The following is a 17,289-nucleotide window of genomic DNA, read 5'->3' as shown; positions in this document are numbered from 1 at the left end:
GCTCGGCGCTCGGTCGGCCAACCAGACTGTCGATTTGGCCGATTCGATGAACAATGGCGCGTCCGGGTGACCGGGCGCGCCATTGTTGTTTGGGCTGACGTCTGTCGCCCGTTGTGAGGCGGCTTCAGGCCGTTCGATTCTTCGCGAGCGGCGGATTTTTGGCGAAGTAGGCCTTGATGCCCTTGAGCAACGCGTTGGCGAGCCGCTCCTGGTAGGCCGGATCGTTCAACGACTGCTCTTCCTTGGGGTTGCTGATGAAGGCCGTCTCGACGAGCACCGACGGGATGTCGGGCGCCTTGAGCACCGCGAAGGCTGCCTGTTCGACGTACTTGCTGTGCAGCCGGTCCGCGACAGTGCCGATCTCGGCGAGCAGCGCTGTGCCGAACACCTTGCTGTCGCGGATCTGCGCCGTCGTCGACATGTCGAGAAGCGCATGCGCCACGGCGCGGTCGTTGGTCTTGATATTGACGCCACCGATCAGGTCGGAGGCGTTTTGCGTTTTCTCGAGCAGACGCGCTGTCGCGCTCGTGGCGCCGCGCTCCGACAAGGCGAACACCGAAGCCCCGTTCGCCGACGGCGACGTGAACGCATCGGCGTGAATCGACATGAACAGATCGGCGTCCACGCGACGGGCCTTCTGCACCCGTACACCGAGCGGCACGAAGAAGTCGGCGTCGCGCGTCATCATCGCCCGCATATTGGGTTGCGCATCGATCTTCTCGCGCAACCGTTTCGCGATCTGCAACACCACCACTTTCTCATACGTGCCGCTGCTGCCGATCGCACCCGGGTCTTCCCCGCCATGGCCGGGGTCGAGGGCGATGGTGAGCAGGCGAGCGGTCTTCGGGCCGCGTGACGGCAGCGTGAGCAACCCGTCGTCGTTGCGTTGGGCAAGCGACGGCATTCTGTCGCCCGCAGGGGGCGACGCGGGGCGTGAGGCTCGCGGCCCCGCGTCGCGCTGCGCGTAACGCTGGAAGAACGCTTCGCTCTCTTCCGTGCTCGGCGTGCCGGTGCCGGATGAGGGGCGCGAGGGCGGCGTGTTCTGCGCCAACGCTTCGGCCTTGTGACCGGATTTGGCGAGCAGTTCCATGAGCGGATCGGGCTCGACGGCCGGATACAGGTCGAACACCGTGCGGTACTTGTAGCCCGCGACCGGCGGCAACGTGAAGGATTGCGGCTTCACACCGGCCTTCAGGTCGAAGACCATGCGCACGACGCCGGGCTTGAACTGCCCCACGCGCACCTGCATGATCTGCGGGTCGTTCGGCTGAATCTTGGACACCAGATCGCGCAGCGCCGGACTCAGATCCACTTCGTCCAGATCGATGACGAAACGGTTCGGACTCTCCATGAGTTGCTGCTGGAACTTGACCGGGTTGTCGGTCTCGAGCGTGACGCGGGTGTAGTCCCTGGCCGGCCAGACGCGCACGGCCACGATGGCATTGGCGAAGGCAAGGCGAGGGCCCGTGAGGGCGAGGACGAGCGTCGATGCACCGGCGCGCAATGCGCGGCGGCGGCCGGCATTGGGCGATGAGGCGTCGTCGGAACGGGCGAAGCGTTTGATCAGCATGAGTTCAGGCAAGCAAGACCGGCCGGCGTGTAGGCGCTCGTCGTCAGACGGCGGCTGTTGCCAACAGGTTCCAGCCAAAGGCCCAAATCGGGGGGGCCCAGGAGACCTTCGGCTTTCTCCGGCCACTCGACGAGGCACAGGGCGTCGCCTGCAAAGTGCTCCCGAAAGCCCGTGTCGTGCCATTCGGCCGGATCGGCAAAGCGGTACAGGTCGAAATGATAGACCGGCAACACGCCTCGTGGGGTATCGATGTTGTAAGGTTCACACAACGCGTACGTGGGGCTTTTCACGCGACCCGTGTGGCCCAGCGCGCGCAGCAGGGCGCGCACGAGGGTGGTTTTCCCTGCGCCGAGGTCGCCCGAGAGCTGCACGTGCAGGCCCGCGTGTGCCGCGTCGGTGTGGGCCGCGCGCTCCATGATGGCGCGCGCGAGTGCGCCGGCGAAGGCCTCGGTGGCGGTTTCGTCCGGCAGCGCAAAGATGCGCTCGCCCAGGGGCGACGGCGTCGATGAATCTGGCATTGCGTAAAATGGAGTCGATGAAAGCTTCCGTGATTTTCCCCGCTACCGCCGCACAAGTCGAGTCAACGGCCCCTCCGAATGCCTCGGAAGTGTCGCCCTCGCGCGACAATGCGACGTCTCCTGCCCTCGATACCGAGCGCCTGGCGGCGCTTGCCGGTCAGATTCGCGTTTGGGCGAGTGAACTCGGCTTCGACCGGGTCGGTATCACGGACATCGATCTCTCGCACGCCGAAGCGGGGCTGCAACAGTGGCTCGACGACGGCTGTCATGGCGATATGGACTACATGGCGGCGCACGGCATGAAGCGCGCGCGACCCGCCGAACTGGTCCCCGGCACGGTGCGCGTCATCAGCGCCCGCATGAACTATCTCCCGAACGATACCGACAAGGCGAACTGGCGTGCGCGCGAAGCCGCGCGCGCGGCGATGCCCGCCGAAGCGGTCGTGTCGATCTATGCGCGCGGACGTGACTATCACAAGGTCATCCGCCATCGGTTGCAACAGCTGGCCGAGCGCATTACGCAGGCTATCGGGCCGTTCGGCTACCGCGCATTCACCGATTCCGCCCCGGTGCTCGAAGTCGAACTCGCGCAGAAGGCCGGACTGGGCTGGCGCGGCAAGCACACCCTGTTGCTCTCGCGCGACGCGGGATCGCTCTTCTTTCTCGGCGAGATCTTTGTCGACGTGCCGCTGCCTGTGGATGTCGACGACGGGCGAGCGTCGGGCCATGCGCACGACGACAACGGGCCGGGCCGCGGCCTGCAACGCGGCGAGCACTGCGGGCAATGCCAGCGATGCCGCGAGGTCTGTCCGACCGGCGCCATCACCGAAGCGTTTCGCGTCGATGCGCGCTTGTGCATCTCGTATTTGACGATCGAGCACAAAGGCGCGATTCCCGAGGACTTGCGCGCGAAGATGGGCAATCGCATCTATGGTTGCGACGACTGTCAGCTCTACTGCCCGTGGAACAAGTTTGCCCAGCCGTCGCCGCTCGCCGATTTCGCTGCGCGCAACCGACTCGATTGCGCTTCGCTCGTCGAACTGTTCGCCTGGAGCGAGGCGCAATTCATGGACAAGCTGGCCGGCAGTCCCATTCGTCGCATCGGCCATGAGCGATGGCTGCGCAATCTGGCCGTCGGGCTCGGCAACGCGCTGCGCGACACGGCGGACGCGGCCGCGCGCGCGCCGTTGCGCGATGCCCTGTTGGCGCGACGCGATCATCCTTCGGCGCTCGTACGCGAACATGTTGAATGGGCGCTGACCCAGGAAGGAGACACGGCTTGAGCAAGGACACCCCCGCCGCGCGCGACGACCTCGACGATCCCGATACGGTAGACGACTCGTCGTCGACGCTCACCTTCGATCCCGACGGCGCGACCTACGTGCGCAGCACCACGCTCATCGACCAGTTCTGCGACACGATCTGGCTCGAAGACGGTCTTTCGCGCAACACGCTCGACGCTTACCGGCGCGATTTGCGCCTCTTTGCGCAGTGGCTTGCCGCCAAGCGCGAAGCCTCACTCGACGGCGTGGACGAGGCGGCGCTCGTCGCCTATCTGGCGTGGCGTCGCGAGAGTCTGGCGAGCAGCGTCAACCGCCGTCTGTCGGTCTTCAAACGGTTCTATCAATGGGCGCTGCGCGAGCACGTTGTGCACACCGATCCGTGTTTGCGCATCGCATCGGCCAAGCGCGCCCAGCGCTTGCCTTCGACGTTGTCCGAGGCGCAGGTCGAAGCACTGCTGGCCGCCCCCGATCTGGCCCAGCCGCTCGGGTTGCGCGATCGGGCGATGCTCGAATTGATGTACGCGAGCGGTCTGCGCGTGTCGGAACTGGTCGCGCTCAAGACGATTGAAGTGGGATTGAACGAAGGCGTGCTGCGCATCTTCGGCAAGGGCGCAAAGGAGCGGCTGGTGCCGTTCGGCGAGGAGGCCAACGCCTGGCTCACACGCTATCTGTCAGAAAGTCGTGGTGTGCTGCTCGCCGGTCGCGCCTGCGACACGCTGTTCGTCACGCAACGGGGCGAGGGGATGACGCGGCAGGCGTTCTGGTATCTGATCAAACGCTATGCGTTGCAGGCGGACATTCGTGCGCCGCTCTCGCCGCATACGCTGCGTCATGCCTTCGCGACGCATCTGATCAATCACGGCGCCGATCTGCGCGTGGTGCAGTTGTTGCTCGGTCACGCCGATATCTCCACCACGCAGATCTACACACACGTCGCGCGCGAGCGCCTCAAATCGCTGCATGCGCAACATCACCCGCGTGGGTGAGCGCGATGTGCCACGCCAGTGCTGGCTGTGCGTGCTGCGCTACCTCGGGCGATCCGCGCGCGAGGTAGTCGATAGACGGGCAGCGACGCGACGGCTTCAAAGCAGTGCTTTGAGCTTGTGCTTGAGCACCTTGCCCGTCGATGCTGCCGGCAGGGCGTCCAGCACGCGAATCTGTGCCGGCCGCTTGTACGGCGCAAGCCGCGTCGCCGCCCACGTTGTCAGCGCGGCCACGTCGATGGCATGGCCGGGGCGCGCTTCCACGAACGCGATCACTTGCTCGTTGCCGTTGTCGGCGCGACCGAGGACGGCCGCCTGCAGCACATCCGGATGACTCGCCAGCGCCTGCTCGACTTCGAGCGGATAGACGTTGAAGCCGGAGTGGATGATGAGTTCCTTGGCGCGTCCTGCGAGAAAGAGCGCGCCGTCGGCGGCGCGGCGTGCAAGATCGCCGGTGCGCAGCCAGCCGTCTTCGGTCACGGCGGCGGCCGTGAGCGCCGGCGCGCGGTAGTAACCGAGCATCACGTTCGGGCCGCGCACCCAGAGTTCGCCGACCTCACCGTCCGGCAGGTCATGCCCGTCGCCATCGACAATACGTACCGCCACGCCGGGAATGGCCGGCCCCACCGCGCAGTCGTCGCGCGGGGCGTCGAGCAGCGTTTGCGAGACCGTCGGGCTGCTCTCGGTCAATCCGTACCCGTTGTGAATCGGCAGGCCATAGAACGCTTCGACACGCGTCTTGAGCGCCGCGTCGAGAGGCGAGCCGCCCGAGTAGACGAAGCGCAGGCGCGGTGCGATGAGCGGCCGGTTTTGCGCTGACACGTACGCCATCAGGCGCGCGTGCATGGCGGGCACCCCTTGCAGGATCGTCAGCCCGTCGTGGGCGAGCGAGTCGAGCACGGCCTCGGGGGTGAAGCGCGCGGCAAGCCGCAACGTGCCGCCGGCGTACAGCGTGCCCAGACAGACTGACGTCAGGCCATAGACATGCGAGATCGGCAGCACGCCGTAGGCAATATCGTCGGCACCGACGCGTCGCAGTGTGCTCGACACCGCGGCGATGAACATCAGATTGCGATGCGAGAGACGAACGCCCTTGGGCGTACCGGTCGTGCCGGTCGTGTAGATGAGCGCCGCGCATTGCAATGCCGGATCGGCGAGCACCGGCTCGGCCAGGCTGTCGGGATCGGCGTCGGACACCGCCACGGCACCGAGCGCGAGATCGGTCCAGGCAATCTTGGCGGCGTCCACCCGGGCGTGCGCTGCGGCGTCGGGCGAGGCGTCGACGGTGTAGATCGCGCAGCGCGGCTGGGCGTGATCGCGGATCACGTTCAATTCCGTGCCGGAGAGCCGTGCGTTGCACAGCAGCGGCCAGGCGTCGAGGGCGGCCACGGCAAGTAACAGCACCACGTAGGCGATGCCGTTCTCGCCGACGATCATCACCCGATCGCCGCCTCGCACGCCGTGAGCGCGCAGGCGCTCGGCGCATGCGCTCACGGTATTGGTCAACGCGCCGTAGGTCAGGCGGCCGAAGTCATCGATCAGGGCGATGCGCGTGGGCGCGTGCGCGGCGATGCGCGCGGGCAGCGTGTCGATGCGTGCGGGCAGCGTCGCAAGCAAGCAGTCGGCGACGCTGCCCGCAGACGAGGGGGCAGGAGAGGCGATCATGGCGGCATTGTAATGCGCTCGCCGTCCTCGGGCAGCGCAAAGGCCGCCCCGGCCGGCGGCAGTGCGCGCATTCCGGGACCGCAGTTCCCGAGCGTTTCATTACAATAGGCGCCCATGAGCAAGACCAAACATGTCTCGGAAACGCCGGCCACGCAGTTTCTGAAGCAAAAGAAAGTGGCCTTCACCGAACACATCTACGAGTACGTCGAGCATGGCGGCACCGGCGAGTCGGCACGCCAGTTGGGCGTGCACGAGCATGCCGTCGTCAAGACGCTTGTCATGGAGGACGAGAAGGCCCGGCCGCTGATCGTGCTCATGCACGGCGACCGGACCGTCTCGACCAAGAACCTCGCGCGCCAGATCGGCGCCAAGCGGGTGGAGCCCTGCAAGCCGGAAGTCGCCCAGCGTCATTCGGGATACCTGGTGGGCGGCACGTCGCCGTTCGGCACCAAGCGGGCGATGACGGTGTATGTGGAGGCGTCGATTCTCGATCTGCCGCAGATCTTCATCAATGGGGGGCGGCGCGGGTACTTGATCGGCATTGCGCCGCAGGTGCTGCTCAACACGCTGGCCGCCAAGCCGGTGTCGTGTGCGCTGAGCGACGAGTAGGCATCACCGCGGCGCGGTCGCTTCGATCCCGGCGCAACCCGTGTTTGCCAGAATGGGGGGACGAGGCCGGTCAAGTAGAATGGCGGCCATTACACATTCTGCTCACGCTCGAAGTTCATGGCCACACTGGTTTTTATCGTTCTCGCGTACCTGATCGGCTCGTTGCCGTTTGCGGTGATCGTCAGCCGCACGATGGGTCTCGCCGATCCGCGCAGTTACGGCTCGGGCAACCCGGGCGCCACAAACGTGCTGCGCTCCGGCAACAAGAAGGCCGCCGTGCTGACGCTGATCGGCGACGCCCTCAAGGGCTGGCTCGCGGTATACCTCGCCCAACGCTTCGCCGATACGTGGGGCGTTGGTGACTTCGGTCTGGCGGCCGTGGCTCTCGCGGTCTTCCTCGGCCATCTGTACCCGGTGTTCCTGCGCTTCGCGGGCGGCAAAGGCGTGGCGACAGCGGCCGGCGTGCTGTTCGCCATTCACCCGGTGCTGGGGCTCGCCGTGCTCGCCACGTGGCTCATCATCGCGGTCTTCTTCCGCTATTCGTCGCTCGCCGCACTGGTGGCGGCCGTGTTCGCCCCGCTTTACTACGTCTTCATGTCCGGCTTCGGGCCGTATGCCCCGGCGGTGATCGTCATGGCGATCCTGCTGGTCTACCGGCACCGCGCGAACATTGGCAAGCTGATGACGGGCAAGGAAAGCCGCATCGGGCAGAAGAAGTAAGGTCGAGGTCGCAGCGTGGCTACGTGGCGGCGCAGTAGCGGCGTGTTGCAGCGGCGATCGCCTCAAGCGTGAACGAAAAGGGCTGCGTCCTGTGCAATACAGAACTCAGCCCTGTCACTGTCAGCCTCAGCCTCTCCGACCGTCCAACGGGATGGCGTCAGTGCCGGTCTGCGGATCGGGTGTGGGCTTGCCGCGCGCGCTCAGTCGCGGAAGTTGTTGAAGTCGAGCGGCGTGTCGGTCACGTCCTTGCGCAGCAGGGCCATGGCGCTTTGCAGGTCGTCGCGCTTGGCGCCCGAGATGCGCACGCTGTCGCCCTGGATGCTCGCCTGCACCTTCATCTTGCTGTCCTTGATCAGACGCACGATCTTCTTGGCCAGGTCGCCTTCGACGCCTTTCTTCACCTTGACGACCTGCTTGACCTTGTCGCCGCTGACCTTTTCGACCTTGCCGTAATCGAGGAAGCGCACGTCCACGTTGCGCTTGGCCATCTTGCTGATGAGCACCTGCGTGACCTGCTCGAGCTTGAAGTTGTCGTCGGCGAAGAGCGTGAGTTCCTGCTCCTTGTGCTCGACGCGCGAGTCAGACCCCTTGAAGTCGAATCGCGTCGAGATTTCCTTGTTGGCCTGCTCGATGGCGTTCTTGACCTCGACCATGTTGGCTTCGCTAACCACGTCGAACGATGGCATCTGGCTCTCCTGAAATGTAAAGGGTTCGTGAAAGGGCACGCCTGGCGTGTCCTGCGAGGGGACGGCGGTACCGTCGCATGCGCGCAGCACGGGCCTCGGCCACGCGGCCGTTATAATGGTGCGCAAAATTCTTTCGCCCGATATTGTAATTCAGCCACCGGTCCCGCGTCCCTTCCTGACGCTGGGGGGCGGCGGCGCCCACGGATCACCCACGGACTTCTTCCGAGACTTCATGCCTCAGTTGCAACGCGACGTCAGCCTGCGCGAATTCAATACCTTCGGCCTGCCCGCCACCGCCCGCTTCGTCGTGACGATCGATAGCGAGGCGGCGCTTCTCGATGCGCTCGCCATGCCCGAACTGGCGGGCCTGCCGCGTCTCGTGCTCGGCGGTGGCAGCAACGTCGTGCTCACGCGCGACTTCGACGGCGTGGTGTTCCGAATGGCGATTCGCGGCCGCGAGCGACTCGCGCACGACGCCCACGCGCGTTATGTGCGCGGCGGCGCCGGCGAGGTCTGGCACGACTTCGTCGACTGGACGCTTTCGCAGGACTGCCCGGGCCTGGAGAACCTCGCCCTGATCCCCGGCACCCTCGGCGCGGCGCCCATTCAGAATATCGGCGCCTACGGGCTGGAACTGGCCGAGCGCTTTGCCGAGGTGCGCGCACTCGATACGGCCACGGGCACGTTCGTCTTGCTCTCGCGCGAGGCGTGCGCGTTCGGCTATCGCGATTCGTGCTTCAAGCGCGAGCCCGGGCGCTACATCATCGTCTCGGTCACCTTGCGGCTGCCGCAGCCGTGGCAACCCGTGACCGGCTATGCGGACGTGTCGCACATGCTTGCCCAGGCAGGCATCGCGCAGCCGAATGCGCGGCAAATCTTCGAGGCCGTCGTGGACATTCGCCGTCGCAAACTGCCCGATCCGGCCGACCTCGGCAATGCCGGAAGCTTCTTCAAGAACCCCGTGGTGGATGCCGCAAGGTTCGCCGCGCTGCGCGAGCGTTGTCCGCAGGCGGTTGGCTATGTCCAGCCGGACGGCACCTGGAAAGTCGCGGCGGGCTGGCTCATCGACCAGTGCGGCTGGCGCGGCAAGTCGCTCGGCCACGCGGGGGTGCATGAGCGTCAGGCACTGGTGCTCGTCAATCGCGGCGGCGCGAGTGGCGCGGAGATCGTGGCGCTCGCGCGCGCCGTGCAGGACAGCGTGCAGGCACGCTTCGGCATCGCGCTCGAACCCGAACCGCTCATGCTTTGATGGCGGTGGCGTCGGGCAGACGTTGCAGGTAGTCGCGCCGCAAATCGACGGTGGAGCGGACACCGACGTCGGCGAAATGCGCCTCGAGCCAGCGGCTCGCCGCCTCGCGGCCGCGGTCGCGCAACGTGGTGAGGAAATGCCAGTCGGTCACGAATTTCGTCGATGACGACAAGTCGTACAGTTCCTTGTCCGCGCGAATCGAGTGAATCAGCGGGTATTTCAGGCGCTTGCGAAACTCGGGCTTGAGCCATCCTTCGTCGATCAGTTTGTGCACGAAGGAAATGGCGCGGAATTCGCGCTGCAACGACGCGTTGAACGTGATCTCGTTCACGCGGTTCATGATCTGCCCCGGCAGCACTGGCTTCTCCTTGCGCTCGATCGGATTGATGTGAACGATCAGGATGTCGCTCGTGAGCGTCTCGTAATAGAACGGGTAGAGCGGCGGGTTGCCGAGATAGCCGCCATCCCAGTAAAAGTCCTCGTCGATTTTCACCGGCTTGAAGAGCCACGGCAGGCACGCCGACGCCATCGCGACGTCGAGCGTGATTTCGTGCGTGCGGAAGATGTGGATGTTGCCGGTGCGCACGTTGGTCGCGGAGACGAACAGACGCGTCGCGGTGCTCTCGCGCAACCGTTCGAAATCGACCTGCGCTTCCAGCACGGTGCGCAGCGGGTTGATTTCCGCCGGGGGCTGCGAGAACGGCGCCATCAACTGCTGCATGCTCTGCATCCAGTCGTGCCAGACGGGGTACTCGGTCGGACGGCCGTTGAGCCAACTGAAGACGGTCTGCGCCCAGGCGGTCGCCGAGGAGCCCGCCTGCGACACGCCGAGCCAGAAGCTGTGCAGCGCCTCACGCGCCTTCTCGCGCGGATCGACGCCTGGGCGGTCGAGCAGGCCGTGCGCCAGGACCACGGCATTCATCGTGCCTGCGGAGGCGCCGCTGATGCCCTCGAACTCCAGACGTCCGTCTTCCAGCAATTTGTCGAGCACGCCCCACGTATAGGCGCCGTGCGCACCGCCCCCTTGCAGTCCGAGGTCGATGCCTTTTCGCTTCGGCTGGCGGCGTCGGCTGGGTTTCGTGGACTTCGCGGGGGCACGCGAACGGGGAGCCTCGGGTGTTTGTGCGCCGCCTTTTGCCGTGATGGCATCGCTGGCGTCATCGGCGCTGACGGACGTGCGCTTGCGTGCATGAGGGGCAGCGGACTGCTTTGCCACGTTGCCGGTACGTGCCGGGCGGGTGAGGCCATCCGGCGGGAGCAGGGGGACATCGCTCGGCTCGAGATCGGTGCTCGTGCCATTCACCGCGGTGGCCGCGGATTCCGACGGACTGGCCGATGCGGTCGGTGCAGTCGATGAAGGCGAAGAGGTCGAAGAGGTCGAAGAGGTCGATGGGGGCGCCGCAGCGGTGGGCTGCGCATCGGCAGGTGCGACAGAAGATCGGTTGCCGGTAGCATCGTCGACGGATTCGGGGGGCAGACGCGACATAGTGGGTAGCGGCGCCGGGCCGCGCTGAACCGGCCGAGAGGGCGATGGCGCGGGAGATCCCACGCCGTCGCAATGCTGGGCTGGTCGGTTAGCCGTAATGGCAGACGTAATCGAGCGTCTCCACGACCTCGATATCGAACTTGCTGTTGCCTGGTACGGAGAACTGCTGACCGGCGGCGTATTCCTGCCACTCGGCCTCGCCGGCCAGACGGATGCGGCAGCGGCCGCCCGTGACTTCCATGATTTCGGGGGCATCGGTGCCGAACTGGAGCGTGGCCGGGAAGATCACGCCCAGCGTCTTGCGGGTGCCGTCCGGGAACAGCACGGTGTGCGAAACGCACTTGCCGTCGAAATAGGTGTTGGCGCGCTTGATTACGGAAACGTTGTCGAACTGCGTTGCGTTTTGCGTCATGACCGAATGCGGAGTCGAATGCGATGGAAAGTCGCGATGATGGGTCGATAGGCCTGTCCCGACGGGGCAAGCGTGAAATCATGCTAGCACGTTTCGAACGTCCACCCGTTTGCCATTTGTGCAATGCACAACAAATTTGCCCCGTCGTGGTGCAAATTGCGAAATGTTCTGACGGAGGGTACGAACTGCGGCGTGCGGCGATGAAGCGCGCGTCTACGAGGGACGCCTGCGCGTCAGCGATGATAGCGGAACGCGACTCGCGGTGGGGGAAGCGGCGGCGAGGTACACGGTGGCGGAGTAGGGCGGCGCCAGCAGATCGGCCGCGATAAGGGGGGAGGAAAAGGGGGCGATAACGCCCGGACGGCGTTGTGCCGGTCCGGGCGTGGTGTGATCTGTGCCGCGTTACACGCGACCCAGCATCAGGTACTCCATGAGCGCCTTCTGCACGTGCAGACGGTTCTCGGCTTCGTCCCAGACAACGCTTTGCGCCCCGTCGATCACGTCGGCCGACACTTCCTCGCCACGGTGCGCGGGCAGGCAGTGCATGAACAGGGCGTCGGGTTTGGCGCGTTGCATAAGGTCGGCGTTCACGCACCACTGGGCGAAGGCCGCTTTACGCGCCTCGTTCTCCGCTTCGTAACCCATGCTCGTCCAGACGTCGGTCGACACGAGATCCGCGCCTTCGCAGGCCTCGCGCGGGTCGTCGAACTCTCGCACGAACGGACGGCTCGACTCGGCCACCATCGCCTGATCGAGCCGGTAGCCCGGCGGCGTGGAGATGTTGAACTGGAAGCCGAAGATCTCGGCGGCTTGAATCCACGTGTACGACATGTTGTTCGCGTCGCCGATCCACGTTACGGTCTTGCCCTTGATCGGGCCACGATGCTCGTAGTACGTGAAAATGTCCGCCATCACCTGGCACGGGTGATATTCGTTGGTCAGCCCATTGATCACCGGCACGCGTGAATGTTGCGCGAAGCGCTCGATGATCTCCTGGCCGAACGTGCGGATCATAATGATGTCGGTCATGCGCGAGATCACCTGGGCCGCGTCTTCGATGGGCTCGCCGCGGCCGAGTTGCGTGTCGCGCGTGTTCAGGAACACAGCATGGCCGCCCAACTGGTGAATGCCGGCTTCGAACGACAGTCGCGTGCGTGTCGAGCTTTTCTCGAAAATCATCGCCAGCGTGCGGTCGTGCAGCGGATGGTAGGTCTCGTAGTTCTTGAATTTCTTCTTGAGGATGCGGGTGCGCTCGAGCACGTAGTCGTACTCGTCGAGCGTCAAATCCGAAAACTGAAGGTAATGCTTGATGGGTTTGGCGGTGGTCATTTGGATGTTCTGCTGGAGGCCGATAGCGCGGCAATTCCAAGGGAACTTGCACGCTTGCGGCACGACGAACAAGCCTTGAGGCCTGTCCCCCGGTCAGGCGCATGAAGGTGTTCTACCGGTTGCTGGCATCAGGGGAACAGGCCCTAGTCTACCAAATCGTTTTGCCGTCACACGAAAAGCGTATGATCGAGCGCGATGCTGCACAGCCAAAAACGGCTGGCAAGACCGAAAAAAACACCGGCAGCGTGGGTGGGGGACAGGTTTGAGTCTTATATAAGATATAATACTGGCTCTGTCAGCGACGCTACCCGCGTATGGCTGTCCAGGTGTTTTTTGAGGTGATTGAGCGATATGACCGACCAGGTTCCCGCGCGCGAGTATTTCATCCAGGGGCTCACCCGGGGTGGCAGGAAGTTCCGTCCGAGTGACTGGGCGGAGCGTCTGTGCGGCGCCGTGTCGTTCTGTGGCCGGAGCGATACCGGCCCGAACGCATACATGCAGTACTCCCCCTATGTGCGTCCGATCATGGTGGGCGACGTCAAGTGTGTCGTCGTTGACGAGCGGTTGCGCGACATCGAGCCGATGGCGTTCGATTTCGTGATGAACTTCGCCCGTGACAACGACTTGCAACTGACCGAAGCCTGCTTCGTTCCCGACGTCAAGTAATTCCCCCATGGCCGTTTTCCGGCCAGACGTGAGTGCCGGGCCTTTGGCCCCGACTCACCGTCGATCTCCCTGTCGTTGGCCGTTTCGTGGCGACTGTCGTCGTGGTTCTCATGATTCTCTTTGCTGTTCTCGTCGCCGTCAGCGTCTTCGTTCCCAATGTTTCTCGCCGCGCCGCAATGCCGCAGTGACTTGCGCTCGCGTCGCGTGGGCGTGGATCGACGTTGCATGGCATGGAAAAGAAAAAGCCCGCATAAAGCGGGCTTTTCTTGTGTTCCGACCGGAGTCGGAACCGGCAAGCAATGGCGTCTGCTTGACAGCTTGCGCTGTTAGGCAGCTGCCGACATCGCCTTGATGGCGGCCGACAGGCGGCTCTTTTGGCGAGCCGCGGTGTTCTTGTGAACGATCTTCTTGTCGGCAATGATGTCGATCGTCTTGGCCGACGTGCGCAGCACTTCCTTGGCGGCCGCTTGGTCGCCAGCGGCGATGGCCTTGCGAACGGCCTTGACTGCCGTGCGCAGACGCGAGCGCAGTGCCGAGTTGTGGGCGTTGATCTTAACGGTTTGACGCGCGCGCTTGCGTGCTTGTGCGGTATTTGCCATGTTCGGTGAATTCCTTGAATTGCTCCGCCTGATGCGGCTTCTATGCAGTTTGGCTCGGCTCCCTGGGAGACACGGTGGCCAGGAAGCAATCCATTGACTTCGAAACCGTCGATTATAGCCGAACGCCAATGGAAATTGCAACTTCTTTGCTGCAAGGCTGTGCGTATAATACGCGCAACATGAATTTGCTCAAAGCTCTCGCTACGGTCAGCGGTTTCACGATGCTCTCGCGCATCACCGGTCTGGTCCGTGAAATCCTTATCGCGCGCATGTTCGGTGCCGGTCCCATGACCGACGCGTACAACGTCGCGTTCCGCATTCCCAACCTGCTGCGCCGTCTGTCCGCCGAAGGCGCGTTTTCGCAGGCATTCGTGCCGATTCTGGCCGAATTCAAGTCGCAGCGCAGTCATGAGGAGACGAAAACCCTCGTCGATTCCGTGACCACCGTCCTGTTCTGGGGATTGTTGGCCATCACGATTGCTGGGGTGCTCGGCGCGTCCGGGGTCGTCTACGCCGTGGCGACGGGGCTCTCGCGCGAGAACGGCACGTTCGACTCGGCCGTCTTCATGACCCGTGTGATGTTCCCGTACATCACGCTCATCTCGATCACGACGCTCGCCGCCGGGGTGCTCAACACCTGGCGACAGTTCTCGATGCCGGCGTTCGCGCCCGTGCTGCTCAATCTGTGTTCGATCGTCGCTGCACTGTGGGTCGCGCCGCACTTGGCGAAACCGGTCTACGCGCTGGCCTTCGCGGTGATCGTCGGCGGTGTGCTGCAATTGCTCATCCAGCTCCCGGCGCTCGCGCGCATCGGCATGTTGCCGCGCATCACGATCAATATCGCGGCGGCGCTGCGCAACAAGGGGGTGAAGCGGGTGCTGGCGAAGATGGTGCCCGCCACGCTGGCCGTGTCGGTGGCGCAGGTGAGCCTCATCATCAACACGAACATCGCGTCGCGCCTCGCGCAGGGCAGTGTGTCGTGGCTGGCGTATGCCGACCGGCTGATGGAGTTCCCGACGGCGTTGCTCGGCGTGGCGCTGGGCACCATTCTGCTGCCGAGTCTCTCGCGCGCTCACGCCGACGGCGACGCCACCGAATATTCCGCCCTGCTGGACTGGGGCCTGCGCCTGACGTTCCTGCTGGCGATGCCGAGTGCCGTCGCGCTGTTCGTCTACGCCGAGCCGCTGACCGCAACGCTCTATCAATATGGGCGATTCGACGCGACCGACGTCGCGATGACCGCGCATGCGCTGACGGCCTACGGCGTCGGGTTGGTTGGCCTGATTCTCATCAAGATTCTGGCGCCGGGCTTCTATGCCAAGCAAGACATCAAGACGCCGGTGAAGATCGCCGTCGTGGTGCTTGTGGCGACGCAGCTCTCCAACCTGCTCTTCGTGCGCTGGTTCGCCCACGCGGGGCTGTCGCTGTCGATCGGCGTGGGTGCGTGCATGAACGCGGCGCTGCTGTTCGCGGGGCTGTACCAGCGCGGCATCTATCGGCCGGCGCCCGGATGGCGTCTGTTCTTCGTGCAATTGCTGGCCGCGTGTCTGATTCTGGCGGGCTTGTTGTTGTGGTTCACCCAAAGTTTCGACTGGGTGGCGATGAGCGCGCGCCCGCTCTCGCGCATTGCGCTGCTTGGCGCCAGTCTGGTGCTATGCGCCGTGGTGTATTTCGGGGCATTATTCCTCATGGGTTTCAACTTCTCGTTCTTCCGTCGCCGCACCCGCTAGCGATTCGCTCGCGGGCCGCCACCGCCACGGCAGACTTCACGGATCGCGCATGGCGAATCGATTTCTCGAGTACTTTGCAGCGCTGGTCGCATCCGACGATGGTTTGCCGCTGACCGAAGCGGCCATCGCCATCGCGCAGGATGTCTATCCCGATCTCGACGTGCAGGACACGCTGACCCGGATCGACGCGCTTGCCGCGCGTCTGGCCAAGCGCCTGCCGCCCGATGCCGGGCCGCTGCAGAAGCTGCAACTGCTCGATCACTTCTTCTTCCGCGAACTTGGGTTCTCGGTCAACCAGAACGATTACTACGACCCGGACAACAGTCACCTGCATGTGGTGCTCGACCGGCGTCGCGGTATTCCGATTTCGCTGGCTGTGCTGTGCATGGAAATCGGCAACCAGATCGGCCTGCCGCTGCGCGGCCTGTCGTTCCCGGGGCATTTCCTGCTACGGCTTGCCGTGCCGGCCGGCGATGTGGTCATCGACCCGATCTCGGGCAATTCGCTCTCGCCGCAGCGACTGCTGGAAATGGTCGAGCCGTATTTGAAGCACTACCGCGACGAGAGTGCCGAGCCAATTCAGGAGCTGGCGCTGTGGGCGTTGCTGCACCCCTTCCTGGAGCCGGCGACGCCGCGCGAAATCCTGGCCCGGATGCTGCGCAATCTGCGAGCGATCTACACGCAAAGCGAGCGATGGGAGCGGGTGCTGTCCGTGCAGGAGCGCATGGTGCTCGTCTTGCCCGACCAACCGGTCGAAAAACGAGATCGCGGGTTGGCGTATGCACGTCTAGGACTGGTGCGTCCGGCGCAGGACGATCTGGAGGGTTATCTGGGGGCGCGTCCCGACGCGGAAGACGCCAACGCGATTCGTCAGATCCTCGACGATCTGAGCCGTCGCCCAGGCAGTCACGGATAACGGCCGGTCCCGCTCGTTTTTCAATGTCTTGAATGCGCAGCGCCAGCCAATTCGGCTGGCGTTGCGATGTCGCGCGTCGTTCTTCGGAAGCCGTGCGCGATCACGCCGACTGCGCCGCCAATTCCTGAACTCGCCGCTGCAGCCCGGGTTTGTAGCCGAAGTGAAAGAACACCTCCGCCATCAGGAACATCGGGGCGATAAAGAGCTGGAAGAGGTTGTCGAGCAGCGCGGGCTTGCGTCCTTCGAAATGGTGACCGATCAATTGGATGATCCAGCCGCCGACGAACAGCACGCCGAAGACGCCCAGCGCCCACGGCCATGACAACGTCGCCAGGTGCTGGGTAATAGCCAGCAATACCGCAAAGAAAGCCGTCATGGCGAGCGCCAGCGGGACATCGAGCAGGAAGTAGTACGTGAGCAGCACCAGCACGGTCACATGGGCGACGTTCAGGCCGCTCGGGCCGAGCGGCAGCCAGGAAAGCGCCTGCATCACTGCCAGGATGATCATGGGAACGCCGAAGAAATGGGTCAGGCGATTCTTGGCACTGCGGTGATACCGCTGGTAGAACGACATCTGTTGCGCCAGTGATTTCATGCGAGCCTCCTGCCTTGGGGACGGGGGGAATGCGGGTTTGCCACCGACAGCGTCGGCGACCGCGCCGACCGCAAGCTGCGCTCGGCACTCCATTGTAGTCATCGCCGGCACGACAATTTGCTGCGCCGCGACAATCTGACTCGGCAACCACGGACGCTTCACGAACGGCATCGCCTGCCACTGGCAAAAAAGGCGGCCCAGCATGAACTGGCCGCCTTTTTCAACACTGTCGCTCACGTCGACCCGTCCTCGGGCACAGCGAATGCCGAGCTA

General features: G+C 64.4%; 18 protein-coding genes. 9 read left to right on the top strand and 9 right to left on the bottom strand.

Annotated features, from left to right (window positions below; all coding sequences use genetic code 11):
• Positions 1-124: 124 nt before the first annotated feature.
• Both PEP31012_RS01745 and tsaE read right to left on the bottom strand, forming a co-directional pair.
• The gene (locus PEP31012_RS01745) at positions 125-1,582 is read right to left on the bottom strand and encodes an N-acetylmuramoyl-L-alanine amidase (RefSeq protein WP_150587627.1); all 1,458 of its coding nucleotides are present in this window, start codon (positions 1,580-1,582) and stop codon (positions 125-127) included.
• Complete coding sequence (tsaE, locus tag PEP31012_RS01740; RefSeq protein ID WP_150587626.1) at positions 1,564-2,088, bottom strand: tRNA (adenosine(37)-N6)-threonylcarbamoyltransferase complex ATPase subunit type 1 TsaE; 525 nt, start codon at positions 2,086-2,088, stop codon at positions 1,564-1,566. The genes PEP31012_RS01745 and tsaE overlap by 19 nt, the downstream gene beginning before the upstream one ends.
• A gap of 8 nt (positions 2,089-2,096) precedes the next feature.
• On the opposite strand from tsaE, the gene queG reads away from it, so the two are divergent.
• Positions 2,097-3,371 carry a tRNA epoxyqueuosine(34) reductase QueG gene (gene queG, locus PEP31012_RS01735; protein ID WP_246171098.1) on the top strand — a complete coding sequence of 425 codons (1,275 nt, stop codon included), beginning with the start codon at positions 2,097-2,099 and terminating at the stop codon, positions 3,369-3,371.
• Positions 3,338-4,357, top strand: a complete 1,020-nt coding sequence (xerD, locus tag PEP31012_RS01730) for a site-specific tyrosine recombinase XerD (RefSeq protein WP_425494905.1) — start codon at positions 3,338-3,340, stop codon at positions 4,355-4,357. The genes queG and xerD overlap by 34 nt, the downstream gene beginning before the upstream one ends.
• A gap of 96 nt (positions 4,358-4,453) precedes the next feature.
• Here xerD and PEP31012_RS01725 read toward each other — a convergent pair whose 3' ends face one another.
• Positions 4,454-6,019, bottom strand: coding sequence for a class I adenylate-forming enzyme family protein (locus PEP31012_RS01725; protein WP_150587625.1), 1,566 nt, complete (start codon positions 6,017-6,019; stop codon positions 4,454-4,456).
• 114 nt (positions 6,020-6,133) lie between these two features.
• Here PEP31012_RS01725 and ybaK point away from each other — a divergent pair, with 114 nt between their 5' ends.
• Both ybaK and plsY read left to right on the top strand, forming a co-directional pair.
• Positions 6,134-6,628: a Cys-tRNA(Pro) deacylase gene (ybaK, locus tag PEP31012_RS01720; RefSeq protein WP_150587624.1), complete on the top strand. Its 495-nt coding sequence runs from the start codon at positions 6,134-6,136 to the stop codon at positions 6,626-6,628.
• 117 nt (positions 6,629-6,745) lie between these two features.
• Positions 6,746-7,348 (top strand): glycerol-3-phosphate 1-O-acyltransferase PlsY, encoded by a 603-nt coding sequence (plsY, locus tag PEP31012_RS01715; RefSeq protein WP_150587623.1) that lies wholly within the window; start codon positions 6,746-6,748, stop codon positions 7,346-7,348.
• Positions 7,349-7,548: 200 nt separating this feature from the next.
• On the opposite strand, the gene PEP31012_RS01710 is transcribed toward plsY, so the two are convergent.
• A complete protein-coding gene (locus tag PEP31012_RS01710; protein WP_150587622.1) occupies positions 7,549-8,034 on the bottom strand; it encodes a YajQ family cyclic di-GMP-binding protein in 486 nt (161 codons plus the stop codon).
• 232 nt (positions 8,035-8,266) lie between these two features.
• Here PEP31012_RS01710 and murB point away from each other — a divergent pair, with 232 nt between their 5' ends.
• Entirely contained in the window at positions 8,267-9,283 is a 1,017-nt protein-coding gene (murB, locus tag PEP31012_RS01705; RefSeq protein WP_150587621.1) for a UDP-N-acetylmuramate dehydrogenase, read from the top strand.
• Here the strand turns inward: murB and PEP31012_RS01700 are convergent.
• The 3 genes from PEP31012_RS01700 to argF all read right to left on the bottom strand — a co-directional run bounded on the left by PEP31012_RS01700 (position 9,273) and on the right by argF (position 12,510).
• The gene (locus tag PEP31012_RS01700) at positions 9,273-10,586 is read right to left on the bottom strand and encodes a patatin-like phospholipase family protein (protein ID WP_343039871.1); all 1,314 of its coding nucleotides are present in this window, start codon (positions 10,584-10,586) and stop codon (positions 9,273-9,275) included. The genes murB and PEP31012_RS01700 overlap by 11 nt on opposite strands.
• 271 nt (positions 10,587-10,857) lie before the next feature.
• A complete protein-coding gene (ppnP, locus tag PEP31012_RS01695) occupies positions 10,858-11,181 on the bottom strand; it encodes a pyrimidine/purine nucleoside phosphorylase (RefSeq protein WP_150587619.1) in 324 nt (107 codons plus the stop codon).
• 402 nt (positions 11,182-11,583) lie between these two features.
• On the bottom strand, positions 11,584-12,510 hold the full coding sequence (gene argF / locus PEP31012_RS01690; RefSeq protein WP_150587618.1) for an ornithine carbamoyltransferase: 927 nt from the start codon (positions 12,508-12,510) through the stop codon (positions 11,584-11,586).
• Positions 12,511-12,611: 101 nt separating this feature from the next.
• On the opposite strand from argF, the gene PEP31012_RS23525 reads away from it, so the two are divergent.
• Positions 12,612-12,776, top strand: coding sequence for a hypothetical protein (locus PEP31012_RS23525; protein WP_174978070.1), 165 nt, complete (start codon positions 12,612-12,614; stop codon positions 12,774-12,776).
• An 85-nt stretch (positions 12,777-12,861) separates the two neighbouring features.
• On the top strand, positions 12,862-13,176 hold the full coding sequence (locus tag PEP31012_RS01685; protein WP_150587617.1) for a DUF3579 domain-containing protein: 315 nt from the start codon (positions 12,862-12,864) through the stop codon (positions 13,174-13,176).
• A gap of 326 nt (positions 13,177-13,502) precedes the next feature.
• Here PEP31012_RS01685 and rpsT read toward each other — a convergent pair whose 3' ends face one another.
• A complete protein-coding gene (gene rpsT / locus PEP31012_RS01680; RefSeq protein ID WP_039367301.1) occupies positions 13,503-13,775 on the bottom strand; it encodes a 30S ribosomal protein S20 in 273 nt (90 codons plus the stop codon).
• Positions 13,776-13,954: 179 nt separating this feature from the next.
• On the opposite strand from rpsT, the gene murJ reads away from it, so the two are divergent.
• The gene (gene murJ, locus PEP31012_RS01675) at positions 13,955-15,505 is read left to right on the top strand and encodes a murein biosynthesis integral membrane protein MurJ (protein WP_425494904.1); all 1,551 of its coding nucleotides are present in this window, start codon (positions 13,955-13,957) and stop codon (positions 15,503-15,505) included.
• Positions 15,506-15,554: 49 nt separating this feature from the next.
• The gene (locus PEP31012_RS01670; protein ID WP_150587615.1) at positions 15,555-16,421 is read left to right on the top strand and encodes a SirB1 family protein; all 867 of its coding nucleotides are present in this window, start codon (positions 15,555-15,557) and stop codon (positions 16,419-16,421) included.
• 100 nt (positions 16,422-16,521) lie between these two features.
• Here the strand turns inward: PEP31012_RS01670 and PEP31012_RS01665 are convergent, their stop codons facing one another.
• Positions 16,522-17,253 (bottom strand): Mpo1 family 2-hydroxy fatty acid dioxygenase, encoded by a 732-nt coding sequence (locus tag PEP31012_RS01665; RefSeq protein WP_150587614.1) that lies wholly within the window; start codon positions 17,251-17,253, stop codon positions 16,522-16,524.
• Between the last annotated feature and the right edge of the window lie 36 nt (positions 17,254-17,289).

It is taken from the genome of Pandoraea eparura (genome assembly GCF_902459725.1).
GTDB lineage: Bacteria > Pseudomonadota > Gammaproteobacteria > Burkholderiales > Burkholderiaceae > Pandoraea > Pandoraea eparura.
Note: the sequence above shows the minus strand (reverse complement) of the source record. Positions and strands in the feature narration are given on the sequence as shown.

Coding starts and splice junctions, on each gene's coding strand:
- tsaE (WP_150587626.1), bottom strand. CDS start 2,088: ATGCCAGATTCATCGACGCCGTCGCCCCTGGGCGAGCGCATCTTTGCG.
- queG (WP_246171098.1), top strand. CDS start 2,097: ATGGAGTCGATGAAAGCTTCCGTGATTTTCCCCGCTACCGCCGCACAA.
- xerD (WP_425494905.1), top strand. CDS start 3,338: ATGGGCGCTGACCCAGGAAGGAGACACGGCTTGAGCAAGGACACCCCC.
- PEP31012_RS01725 (WP_150587625.1), bottom strand. CDS start 6,019: ATGATCGCCTCTCCTGCCCCCTCGTCTGCGGGCAGCGTCGCCGACTGC.
- ybaK (WP_150587624.1), top strand. CDS start 6,134: ATGAGCAAGACCAAACATGTCTCGGAAACGCCGGCCACGCAGTTTCTG.
- plsY (WP_150587623.1), top strand. CDS start 6,746: ATGGCCACACTGGTTTTTATCGTTCTCGCGTACCTGATCGGCTCGTTG.
- PEP31012_RS01710 (WP_150587622.1), bottom strand. CDS start 8,034: ATGCCATCGTTCGACGTGGTTAGCGAAGCCAACATGGTCGAGGTCAAG.
- murB (WP_150587621.1), top strand. CDS start 8,267: ATGCCTCAGTTGCAACGCGACGTCAGCCTGCGCGAATTCAATACCTTC.
- ppnP (WP_150587619.1), bottom strand. CDS start 11,181: ATGACGCAAAACGCAACGCAGTTCGACAACGTTTCCGTAATCAAGCGC.
- argF (WP_150587618.1), bottom strand. CDS start 12,510: ATGACCACCGCCAAACCCATCAAGCATTACCTTCAGTTTTCGGATTTG.
- PEP31012_RS23525 (WP_174978070.1), top strand. CDS start 12,612: ATGAAGGTGTTCTACCGGTTGCTGGCATCAGGGGAACAGGCCCTAGTC.
- PEP31012_RS01685 (WP_150587617.1), top strand. CDS start 12,862: ATGACCGACCAGGTTCCCGCGCGCGAGTATTTCATCCAGGGGCTCACC.
- rpsT (WP_039367301.1), bottom strand. CDS start 13,775: ATGGCAAATACCGCACAAGCACGCAAGCGCGCGCGTCAAACCGTTAAG.
- murJ (WP_425494904.1), top strand. CDS start 13,955: ATGAATTTGCTCAAAGCTCTCGCTACGGTCAGCGGTTTCACGATGCTC.
- PEP31012_RS01670 (WP_150587615.1), top strand. CDS start 15,555: ATGGCGAATCGATTTCTCGAGTACTTTGCAGCGCTGGTCGCATCCGAC.